The 11,059-nt window shown below is 64.9% G+C and carries 11 protein-coding genes; 6 read left to right on the plus strand and 5 right to left on the minus strand.

Features of this window, described 5'->3' with window-relative positions; genetic code table 11:
• Positions 1 to 171: 171 nt before the first annotated feature.
• From AC07YV_RS29050 to AC07YV_RS29070, 5 genes are read right to left on the minus strand one after another with little or no spacing between them, the layout of a single operon-like run.
• Positions 172 to 1,212 carry an ABC transporter substrate-binding protein gene (locus AC07YV_RS29050; RefSeq protein ID WP_015095629.1) on the minus strand — a complete coding sequence of 347 codons (1,041 nt, stop codon included), beginning with the start codon at positions 1,210 to 1,212 and terminating at the stop codon, positions 172 to 174.
• A 35-nt stretch (positions 1,213 to 1,247) separates the two neighbouring features.
• Positions 1,248 to 2,417 (minus strand): acetylornithine deacetylase, encoded by a 1,170-nt coding sequence (gene argE, locus AC07YV_RS29055; RefSeq protein WP_102702715.1) that lies wholly within the window; start codon positions 2,415 to 2,417, stop codon positions 1,248 to 1,250.
• A complete protein-coding gene (locus AC07YV_RS29060) occupies positions 2,410 to 3,084 on the minus strand; it encodes a DUF1028 domain-containing protein (RefSeq protein ID WP_007976091.1) in 675 nt (224 codons plus the stop codon). Before AC07YV_RS29060 ends, argE begins: the two co-directional genes overlap by 8 nt.
• 10 nt (positions 3,085 to 3,094) lie before the next feature.
• Positions 3,095 to 3,505: a RidA family protein gene (locus AC07YV_RS29065; protein ID WP_003201555.1), complete on the minus strand. Its 411-nt coding sequence runs from the start codon at positions 3,503 to 3,505 to the stop codon at positions 3,095 to 3,097.
• Positions 3,505 to 4,866 carry a flavin-containing monooxygenase gene (locus AC07YV_RS29070; protein ID WP_173900871.1) on the minus strand — a complete coding sequence of 454 codons (1,362 nt, stop codon included), beginning with the start codon at positions 4,864 to 4,866 and terminating at the stop codon, positions 3,505 to 3,507. Before AC07YV_RS29070 ends, AC07YV_RS29065 begins: the two co-directional genes overlap by 1 nt.
• A gap of 274 nt (positions 4,867 to 5,140) precedes the next feature.
• Between AC07YV_RS29070 and AC07YV_RS29075 the strand changes: the two genes are divergently transcribed.
• The 6 genes from AC07YV_RS29075 to AC07YV_RS29100 all read left to right on the plus strand — a co-directional run.
• Positions 5,141 to 6,517: a pyridoxal-phosphate dependent enzyme gene (locus tag AC07YV_RS29075; protein WP_007976080.1), complete on the plus strand. Its 1,377-nt coding sequence runs from the start codon at positions 5,141 to 5,143 to the stop codon at positions 6,515 to 6,517.
• Complete coding sequence (locus AC07YV_RS29080; protein ID WP_102702714.1) at positions 6,514 to 7,692, plus strand: trans-sulfuration enzyme family protein; 1,179 nt, start codon at positions 6,514 to 6,516, stop codon at positions 7,690 to 7,692. The genes AC07YV_RS29075 and AC07YV_RS29080 overlap by 4 nt, the downstream gene beginning before the upstream one ends.
• 276 nt (positions 7,693 to 7,968) lie before the next feature.
• Entirely contained in the window at positions 7,969 to 8,820 is an 852-nt protein-coding gene (locus tag AC07YV_RS29085) for a putative selenate ABC transporter substrate-binding protein (protein WP_102702713.1), read from the plus strand.
• Entirely contained in the window at positions 8,817 to 9,614 is a 798-nt protein-coding gene (locus AC07YV_RS29090; protein ID WP_102702712.1) for a phosphonate ABC transporter ATP-binding protein, read from the plus strand. Before AC07YV_RS29085 ends, AC07YV_RS29090 begins: the two co-directional genes overlap by 4 nt.
• Entirely contained in the window at positions 9,608 to 10,435 is an 828-nt protein-coding gene (locus AC07YV_RS29095; RefSeq protein WP_095967569.1) for a PhnE/PtxC family ABC transporter permease, read from the plus strand. The genes AC07YV_RS29090 and AC07YV_RS29095 overlap by 7 nt, the downstream gene beginning before the upstream one ends.
• A partial coding sequence (locus AC07YV_RS29100; protein ID WP_102702711.1) for a PhnE/PtxC family ABC transporter permease occupies positions 10,432 to 11,059 on the plus strand: 628 nt, incomplete at its 3' end. The genes AC07YV_RS29095 and AC07YV_RS29100, both read left to right, overlap by 4 nt.

Genomic DNA, 11,059 nt, shown 5'->3' on the forward strand with positions numbered 1-11,059 from the left:
GTTCTGTGCTTTACCTGACTACCATCACCACTGCGCAAACCCGAGGTAGTGCACTGTTTTTTGTGGGAGCGAGCCTGCTCGCGAAGACAGCGGCACATCCAGCATCGATGTGACTGACAAACCGCTTTCGCGAGCAGGCTCGCTCCCACAGGGGGTTATGGGGTTGCCGGGTTAGCGCGCAGCCCAGGCGTTGAAGCGCTGTTCCAGCTCTTCGCCATGGTCGACCCAGAACTCTGCGTCCACCGCCCGTGCGCCGGCCAGGTTGGCCTCGGCGGTTGGGAGTTGTTCCTGCACGTCCTTGGGCAGCAACGGCAAGGTCTGGCGATGCACCGGCCCGTAGGGGATGTTTTCCGAGAAGACTTTTTGTGTCTGCGGCTGGCTGGCGAACGCGATGAAGTTTTCCGCCAGTGCCTTGTTCGGTGTGCCTTTGACCACCGCCCAGTATTCCGGGTCGTACAGGCTTTGCGGCCAGACGATGCTCAGCTTCATGCCTTCCTTTTGCGCCGAGGCGATCCGGCCGTTGTAGGCCGCGCTCATCACCACGTCGCCGGCCACCAGCCATTGCGCCGGCTGGGCGCCCGCCTCCCACCACTGGATGTTCGGCTTGATCTGGTCGAGCTTGGCAAAGGCCCGGGTCACGCCTTGCGGGGTTTTCAAGACCTTGTACACGTCGTCCGCCTTGACACCGTCGGCCAGCAAGGCGATTTCCAGGGTGTACTTGGCGCTCTTGCGCAGGCCGCGCTTGCCCGGGAAGTCCGCGACGTTCCAGAAGTCCGCCCAGGATTGCGGCGCCTTGGCCTGTTTGCTCTGGTCATAGGCCATGACCATCGACCAGACGTAAGTGGCCACCCCGCATTCGGTCAGCGCACCGGGCACGAAGTTCGCCGAATCACCGAAGCGCCCCGCATCAAGCTTCTCGAACAGGCCCTCCTCGCAGCCGCGCAACAGCTCGGGGCTTTCGACTTCCACCACGTCCCAGCTGGTGTGACCGGCCGAGACCATGGCCTTGATCTTCGACAGCTCGCCGTTGTACTCACCGGCGATGATGTTGCCCGCGCCGCTGGCGTTGAACGGCTGGAAGTAGGCTTTATCCTGGGCCTGTTTGGTAGCACCACCGAAGGAAATCACGGTGAGGTCCTGGGGGGCCGCCCACACACTGGCACTCAACAACGCCAGGGCAAACGGAACACTGCAACGCAAGGATCTGGACATGGATCGCTTCCTCGGGGCTGGTCGGCCCGCTGTTGTTATGGGTGTTCGGATTCACTCAAGTAAGCCGCCAGGCGATCCATCAGGCGGTCACAGGCCGCCATCTGGTCGACGCTGACAAATTCATCGGGCTTGTGCCCCTGGTCCATGCTGCCGGGACCGCAGACCACGGTCGCAATCCCGGCCTGATTGAACAGCCCGCCTTCGGTGCCGAAGGCCACGGTGCCGAAATCATCGCTGCCGCACAGCTCGGCAATCAGCCGGGCGGCGGCGCTGTCGGCGGGTGTCGCCAGGCCCGGATAGGCGGAGATTTGTTCAAAGCGGATCGCGGTATCGGTGTCCACGGCCTGCATGGCCGGCAGCAACGTCTGCTCGGCGTAGTCCTGCAGTTCATCGACGACCACTTGCGGGGCGAAGTCCGGCAAGGCGCGGATCTCGAAATCGAAACGGCAGTCCGCTGGCACGATGTTCAGCGCCGTACCGCCCTGGATCACCCCGACCTGCACGGTCGAGAACGCCGGATCGAAGCGCTTGTCGTGCAACGGTGGCCGGGCCAGGGTGGCGCCGATGTCGCCCAGCCTACCGATCAGGCGTGCAGCCTGCTCGATGGCATTGACTCCATAAGGCGCGTAGGCCGAATGACAGGCCGCACCACGCACGTGGCAACGCATCGCCAGCTTGCCCTTGTGACCAAGCACCGGCTTGAGCTCGGTCGGCTCACCGATCAAACACAACGCCGGAGCCGGGATGCGTTGGGGCAACACCTCCAGCAAACCGCGCACGCCAAGGCAGCCGACCTCTTCGTCATAGGAAAACGCCAAATGCACCGGGCGCTTCAAAGGGCTGGCGAGAAACACCGGCACGGCGGCCAGCACCGAGGCCAGATAGCCTTTCATGTCCGCGGTGCCGCGACCGTAAAGCTTGCCGCCCGCCTCGCTCAGGCTGAACGGCTCGACCGTCCAGGCCTGGCCGTCCACCGGCACCACGTCGGTGTGACCGGACAGCACGATGCCGCCGGCCACGCTCGGGCCGACCGTGGCCAATAGATTGGCCTTGGTCCGCTCGGCGTTGTAGATCAGTTCGCAATCCACGCCCAGCTCGTGCAGGTAGTCGCGCACGAACTCGATCAGCTCGAGGTTCGAATCGCGGCTGACCGTGGCGAACCCGATCAACCGCGCGAGCATGGCGCGGCTGCGCAACTCACTCATCGCCGGGCACTCCATACGCGGGGGCCAGGGTCGGATTGAGCGCGCGGGTCAGGTAGTCCTGCAATTGCGGCTCGTAGGCCGTCCACAGTTTGCCCAGCTCGCCGATCGGGTTTTCATCGGCCCAATCCACCCGCAGGTCGACAATCGGCCAGGTCAGGTCACCGACCACCGACAATGCCGCCGAGTGCACCGCACCCGCTTCACCGCCGGCATCCTGCCCGGCCTGCAAGGCATTCATCAGGCGGGTGGCGAGGCAGCCTTCGCTGTTTTCGAAGGCCGCGACCATCGCCTCGATCACCCCACTGTTGGCCAGCAGATTGCCGGCCGCCACGCATTGGTCACCGGCCACCGCGTTGTTGATGCCCAGCGCATGGTTGCCGCTGAACACCGCCGTACGCCCGTGGGCATCCACCACCGCCACCTGGCGGTATTGGCTGTAGCCGTTGCGGGTCAACGAGTGGTCCAGCGCCTGGGGCGGCGCCGAGCCGTTGGCCAGCTCATCGAGGATCTGCGGGCCAAGGGCCGGCAGCGTGATGTTCTGGCTCGACACCGCGCCGACCCCGGCCCGCAGCCAGGGGCAGCGCGCGCCGACGGCGATGCTCGAAGAACTGATGGCAATGCCCAGCTGGCCGGTCTCGGCGCAGCGACCCACGATGGAAAAAGTCATGGCGAAGTCCTTATTCAGGGATAACGGCAATCACGTCGATTTCCATCAGCCACTGCGGCTGGCCGAGGGCACTGACCACCAGCCCGGTGGAAATCGGGAACACACCCTTGAGCCACTTGCCGACTTCCTGGTACACCGGCTCGCGATAGCGTGGGTCGATCAGGTAGGTGGTGGTCTTGACGATGTGGCTCAGGTCGCTGCCCGCCTCTTCCAGCAATTGCTTGACGTTGCGCATGGCCTGTTCGGCCTGGGCGCGCGGATCACCGAGGCCCACCAGCTGGCCGTTGAAATCGGTGCCGACCTGACCACGGACATACACGGTGTTGCCGGCGCGCACGGCCTGGCACAAATCGTTGTCCAGCGTCTGGTTCGGGTAGGTGTCTTTGGTGTTGAACATGCGGATGCGGGTATGAGTAGGCATTAACGAACTCCCATGAGGCTGGCTTTCTGAACAGGTGCGCGGGCGGCGTCGGCTTGACGCTGGGTCGCATCCCGATAGTTGAAATAGGTGTGCTGTTTAACGATGTGATCGGCGATGTGCTTGGCGTCGTGCCAAACGCCCCAGATGAACGCGGAGCCACGACGGGACTGCCACGGCAACCCGACGAAATACACACCGGGCTCGGCCGACACGCCGCGCTGGTGCTGTGGCTTGCCGTTTTCCTTGAAGGCATCGACCTTCAGCCAGCTGTAGTCGGTGGAGTAACCGGTGGCCCAGATGATCGTAGTCACGCCGGCCTTGAGCAGGTCCAGTTCCAGGATTGGGTTTGTCACGCAATCCGGATCGGCCAGCATGGCCCGGGCTTCCGGTTCCAGCGGCAGGTCGAGGCCGTTGCGCTCGATATAGGCGTCGGCCTTGTCGAGCAGCGCGAGGTAGTTTTCATCGCCTCGGCGGATGTTGTCGGCGAGGTTGTTTTCAAAACTGACCACGGCGCCATTGAACGATTGAGTCAGGCCGACCAGGGTCATGCCCTGATGCGCCAGGCGGCGGAAATCCACGGTGTGGCCGCCACGGGCACCGCTCACGGCGATGGTCACGTGTTCCTTGCCCGGTTGCATGGCCTCGGCATCCCACTCGCCCAGCACCCCCAGCCACCAGCAGAAATCGCGGTTGCGATAGGCGCGCGGCGGACGGTCGTGGGCGCCGACCGAGAGGTAGACCTGTTTGCCCGAACGTTGCAGCTCATCGGCGATCTGCACGCCCGAAGAACCGGCGCCCACCACCAGCACCGCGCCTTCGGCCAGTTGCTGCGGGTTGTAGTACTGGGCGGAGTGAATCTGGCTGATGCCGGCCATTGGCGGGGCAATCGGCGGGATGGCCGGACGCTGGAACGGGCCGGTGGCGACCACCACGTGGCGGGCCTCGATCACACCGTCAGAGGTTTCAACGGTGAAACCCGGACGGTCGGCATTGCGTTGTACGCTCTTGACTTCAACACCGGTGCGGATCGGCGCGTTGAACTTGCGGGCGTAGGCTTCGAAGTACTCGGCCACCTGCTCTTTGCCGGCGAAGGCGTCCGGGTCCAGGCCGTCGAATTCCAGGCCCGGGAAGCGGTCGTGCCAGGCAGGACCGTTGGCCACCAGCGAATCCCAGCGGCCGGTGCGCCAGGCTTCGGCGATACGGTTGCGCTCCAGCACGAGGTGGGGCACACCGAGTTTGCTCAGGTGTTCACTCATGGCCACGCCGGCCTGGCCGGCGCCAACAACAAGCGTATCAATTACGGTTTTATCAACTGTCATGGCTGTGCACTTCTGAAAGGTGGTTTGATTCAGGTCGGTCATGGCTGCCGCCTCGATTCTGATCACTGTTGTTCTTCTGCTGCGGCTATCGGTATCAGGGTGTTGGCCGCATTCTGTTCGGAGCCGGGAAATAGCGAAATTATGTTTTTTGTGGTTGCTGGCGAGGAAAAAGCGTCGAGGTGACCGGCTGGCCGTGCGAGGTTGCGGTCGACCCGATCCCGGCCTATGGTCCAAGCGATGCATTGCCCGCGACCGGCGCGAAGACCCGGCGCGGATTGCTGTCCATCCAGTGCGGATTCACGCAAGGAGTGATGACATGCCCGACTATTCCCGTCCTGCCGTGCTCGAACTGATTGGCAATACCCCGCTGGTACGCGTCAGCCGGTTCGATACCGGTCCCTGCACGCTGTTTCTCAAACTCGAATCACAGAACCCCGGCGGTTCGATCAAGGACCGCATCGGCCTGGCCATGATCGACACCGCCGAACGCGATGGCCGCCTCAGGCCCGGCGGCACCATCGTCGAAGCCACCGCCGGCAACACTGGCCTGGGCCTGGCCCTGGTCGGCCGCGCCAAGGGCTATCGCGTAGTGCTGGTGGTGCCGGACAAGATGTCCACCGAGAAGGTCTTGCACCTCAAGGCCATGGGCGCCGAGGTGCACATCACCCGCTCCGACGTCGGCAAGGGCCATCCCGAGTACTACCAGGACGTCGCTGCACGGCTGGCGGCGGAAATACCCGATGCGTTCTTCGCCGACCAGTTCAACAACCCGGCCAACCCCCTGGCCCACGAATGCAGCACCGCGCCGGAGATCTGGGCACAAACCCAGCACGATGTTGACGCCATCGTCGTCGGCGTCGGTTCGGCCGGCACCCTCACCGGGCTGACCCGTTTCTTCAAACGCGTGCAGCCGGACCTGGAAATGGTCCTGGCCGACCCGGTCGGTTCGGTGATGGCTGAATACAGCCGCGGTGGCACCCTCCCCACCCCCGGTTCCTGGGCGGTGGAAGGCATCGGCGAAGACTTCATCCCGTCGATTGCCGACCTGTCCAGCGTGCGCCACGCCTATTCGATCAGCGATGAAGAAAGCTTCGACCATGCCCGCCAGTTGCTGCGCGCCGAAGGCATTCTCGGCGGCTCGTCGACCGGTACCCTGCTGGCGGCGGCGCTGCGTTACTGCCGCGAACAGACCCAGCCGAAACGGGTGGTGAGCTTCGTCTGCGACACCGGTACGCGTTACCTGTCGAAGGTCTACAACGACCAGTGGATGAACGATCAGGGCCTGCTGCAACGCAAGCACTACGGCGACCTGCGCGACCTGATCGCGCGGCGTTTCGAGGATGGCCGGGTGATCAGCGTCGGCCCCGACGACACCCTGCTCACCGCGTTCCAGCGCATGCGTCTGGCGGACGTGTCGCAATTGCCGGTGCTGGTGAAGGGTCAGCAACTGGTCGGCGTGATCGACGAGTCCGACATCCTGCTGGGGGTGCATGAGGACGTTGCGCACTTCCGTAAAACCGTGGCCAGCGCCATGACCGACAAACTGCAAACCCTGTCCCCCGCCGCCACCCTGGCGGAACTGGAGGCAGAGCTGGGCCGTGGGCTGGTGGCGATCATCCAGGATGCCTCGGGCTTCCACGGCCTGATTACCCGAACCGACATGCTCAACCATTTGCGGAGATCCCTGCCATGAGTCAACAGGACAAAAACGCCGCGCCTCAGGGCTTCGCCACCCGGGTGATCCATGCCGGGCAATCGCCGGACCCATCGACCGGGGCCTTGATGCCGCCGATCTACGCCAACTCCACCTACCTGCAACAGAGCCCCGGGGTGCACAAAGGTCTCGACTACGGGCGCTCGCACAACCCGACGCGCTGGGCCCTGGAGCGCTGCGTGGCCGACCTCGAAGGCGGCACCCGAGGCTTTGCCTTCGCCTCGGGGCTGGCGACCATTTCCACGGTGCTCGAACTGCTCGACGCCGGATCGCACGTCGTCTCCGGCAACGACCTGTACGGCGGCACCTTCCGCCTGTTCGACAAGGTGCGCCAGCGCAGCGCCGGGCACCGCTTCAGCTTCGTCGACCTGACCGACCTGGCGGCGTTCGAGGCGTCCCTGCAGGACGACACCCGCATGGTCATGGTCGAGACCCCGAGCAATCCGCTGCTGCGCCTCACCGACCTCGCCGCCATCGCCCGCACCTGCCGCGTACGCGGCATCATCTGCGTGGCCGACAACACCTTCGCCAGCCCGTGGATCCAGCGCCCGCTGGAACTGGGTTTCGACATCGTGCTGCACTCGACCACCAAATACCTCAACGGCCACTCCGACGTGATCGGCGGCATCGCCGTGGTCGGGCAGAACGCCGAACTGGCCGAGCGCCTGGGCTTCCTGCAAAACGCCGTGGGCGCCATCGCCGGCCCGTTCGACGCCTTCCTCACCCTGCGCGGGGTGAAGACCCTGGCCCTGCGCATGGAACGGCATTGCAGTAACGCACTGGAACTGGCGCAGTGGCTGGAGCGTCAGCCGCAAGTCTCACGGGTCTACTACCCCGGCCTGCCCTCGCACCCGCAACACGAACTGGCCCAGCGGCAAATGCGCGGATTCGGCGGAATGATCTCCCTCGACCTCAACAGCGACCTGGCCGGCGCCAAACGCTTCCTCGAGAACGTGCAGATCTTCGCCCTGGCCGAGAGCCTGGGCGGCGTGGAAAGCCTGATCGAACACCCGGCGATCATGACCCACGCCACCATCCCGCCCGATACCCGGGCAGAGCTGGGGATTGGCGATGGGTTGGTGCGGTTGTCGGTGGGGGTTGAGGACGTCGAAGACTTGCGCGCGGACCTGGCGCAGGCGTTGGCAAGGATGTAAGCAACCTCAATGGCAGGACACCGCAAAACCTGTGGGAGCGGGCTTGCTCGCGAAGACGGCGGCACATCCAGCATCGATGTGACTGACACACCGCTTTCGCGAGCAAGCCCGCTCCCACAAGTCTTTTTTTGGCCTTGAGCCTTGTTGCAAGGCTGGTCAAGCACCCAAGAGCCCCTATAATCGCGCCGTTTTCGTCTACCCTCACGAAGCGTCGTGCAGCAATCAGCTTGTGCGGGGCGCATCGACATTTTTCCGCTATTGAACCGGAGAACTTCCATGCTCAAACGTACCCTGGCTATGGCCGTCGGCCTGACCCTGTCCCTTTCCACCCTGCTGGCACAGGCTGCCGAGACCCTCAAGGTCAGCGCCATTCCCGACGAAGCCCCCACCGAATTGCTGCGCAAGTTCAAGCCACTGGGCGAATACCTGGAGAAGCAACTGGGCATGAAGGTCGAGTTCGTACCGGTGTCCGACTACCCGGCAGTGGTCGAGGCGCTGGCCACTGACCGTATCGACATGGCCTGGCTGGGCGGTTTCACCTTCGTGCAGGCGCGCTTGAAAACCGGCAATGCCATTCCCTTGGTACAGCGTGAGCAGGATGCCCAGTTCACCAGCAAATTCATCACCGCCGATCCAGCGGTCAAATCCCTGGCCGACCTCAAGGGCAAATCGTTCGCCTTCGGCTCGGTCTCGTCGACGTCCGGCAGCCTGATGCCGCGTTATTTCATGCTGCAGGACGGCATCAAGCCGGAAACCTATTTCAGCCGCGTCGGTTACTCCGGCGCCCACGACGCCACGGTCGCCTGGGTTCAGGCGGGCAAAGTGGATGCCGGCGTGCTCAACGCCAGCGTCTGGGAAAAACTGGTCAAGGCCGGCAAGGTCGACACCGACAAGGTCAAGGTCTTCGCCACCACGCCAGCCTACTTCGACTACAACTGGACCGTGCGCGGCACCCTCGACCCGGCCCTTGCCGAGAAAATCAAGGCCGCCTTCCTCGCGCTCGACCCGGCCAACCCGGAGCAAAAGGCGATTCTCGACCTGCAGGCCGCCAGCCGCTTCATCGAGACCAAGCCTGAGAACTACAAGGGCATCGAGGAAGCCGCGCGCGCTGCCGACCTGCTGAAATGACCTTGCATCTGAACCGGGTCAGCCTCACCCACGACACGGGCGTGCGGGCGCTGCATGAGATCGACCTGCACATCAGCGCCGGTGAACAGGTGGCGATCATCGGCCCGTCCGGCGCCGGCAAGTCGAGCCTGCTGAACCTGCTGGCCACCGCCCTGCGCCCCGGCAGCGGCACGGTCGAGGTGCTCGGGGAGCAAGCCTGGCAGCTCGGCGCCCGACAGCGCCAACGCCTGCGCGCGCGCATCGGCCTGGTGCATCAGGCGCCGCCACTGCCACCGCGCCAGCGCGTGGTCACGGCGGTGCTGGCCGGCAAACTGGGGCAGTGGGGTTTTGCCAAAAGCCTGCTGAGCCTGCTGCATCCGGTGGATGTGCCCGGCGCACGCGCGGCCCTGGTTAAACTCGACCTTGGCGACAAGCTGTTCGCCCAGTGCCAGCAATTATCCGGTGGCCAACTGCAGCGCGTGGGCATTGCCCGCGTGCTGTACCAGGCCCCCGACGTGCTGCTGGCCGATGAGCCGGTGTCGGCGATGGACCCGGTGCTGGCCGGGCACACCCTGTCGATCCTCTGCCGCCACGCCCGGGAACACAAGGTGACCCTGGTCGCCAGCTTGCATGCGGTGGATCTGGCGCTGAGCAACTTCTCTCGCATCATCGGTTTACGCGACGGCCAGATCCTCTTCGATCTTCCCTCTGCCGACGTCGACCACGATTTGCTCGACCGGCTCTACGCCAACGAGCAACTGCAATCCCCGCCCGCTCCGGTGGCGCCCCTGAGCCTGCAGATTCCCCGATGCTGACGCGCGATACACGAGACCCGGCCACCCTGCCCCGCCTGCTGCTCAGCTTGTTGGCGCTGGCCCTGCTGTGGCCCGGCATCCACTTCAGCGAACTGGACCTGGGCGTGCTGCTCAAGGCCGACAGCCAGAGTGAAATGGGCCGTTTCGTTTCGGCCTTCTGGCCGCCGGCCCATGGCGAAGAGTTCCTCCAGTTGCTGTGGCAAGCCACCTTGCAGACCCTGGCCATCGCCACCGCCGGCATGGCCCTGGCCTTGCTGTTGGCCGTGCCCGCCAGCCTGCTGGCCAGCCGCGCGCTGTCGCTGTCGGCCGCCTCGCGGGGTGGTCGCCCGAGCGCCCTGGGCCGGTTGTTGCGCTGGCCGGTGCGCGGCTTGCTGATCTTCCTGCGCAGCGTGCCGGAAATCGTCTGGGCCTTGCTGTTCGTGCGCGCCGTCGGCCTTGGCCCGACCGCCGGGGTGCTGGCCATTGCCATCACCTACAGCGGCATGCTGGGCAAGGTCTACGCGGAAATCTTCGAGTCGGTCGACCAGCGCCCCGCCCACTCACTGCTGCAAGCCGGCAGTGGCCGGTTGGCGGCGTTCTGCTACGGCATCCTGCCCAATGTCGCGGCGGAGCTGCTGTCGTACACCGTGTACCGCTGGGAATGCGCGATCCGCGCGTCCGTGGTGATGGGCTTCGTCGGCGCCGGCGGACTGGGCCAGCAGATCGACCTGTCGCTGCGTATGTTCGCCGGCGGTGAAGTGGCGAGCATGCTGCTGACCTTCTTCGTCCTGGTGCTGTTCGCCGACCAGATCAGCCGCCTGCTGCGCTGGAGGTTCGCATGAATCGCCTGATCAACCTGCTGCTGATCCTGTGCATCGGCGCCGCGGTCGTCGCCTCGTTCCGCTATCTGGGCATCGACCTCGGCGAACTGACAGGCAGCGGAAACCTGAAGCAGATGGGCGCCTACGTGCTGCGCTTTCTCAGCCCGGACCTGAGCGCCGGCCACCTGCAAGCCATCGGCCGTGGCGCCGTGGAAACCATGGCGATGTCCGCCCTCGGCACCCTGCTCGCGGCAGTGTTTGGCCTGCTGCTGGCGCTGCCAGCGGCCGGGCGCTTCGGCTGGCTGCTGCAGAGCGCGTCGCGACTTGTGCTCAATGGCCTGCGCGCCATTCCCGAACTGGTGTGGGCCGCGCTGATGGTACTGGCCGCCGGCCTCGGCCCGAACGCCGGCACCCTGGCACTGGCCATGCACACCACCGGCGTACTCGGCCGCCTGTTCGCCGAAGCGCTGGAAAACACCCCGCCGCAACCTGCCGAAGCCATCCGTTTGCAGGGCGGCAATGTCGTCTGGGCCTTCTGTTACGGCACCCTGCCCAACCTGTTTCCGCAGTTGCTGGCGTACATTTTGTACCGCTGGGAGAACAACATTCGGATGGCGAGCGTGCTGGGGTTTGTCGGGGCTGGGG

Source organism: Pseudomonas sp. GW456-E7 (assembly GCF_059424105.1).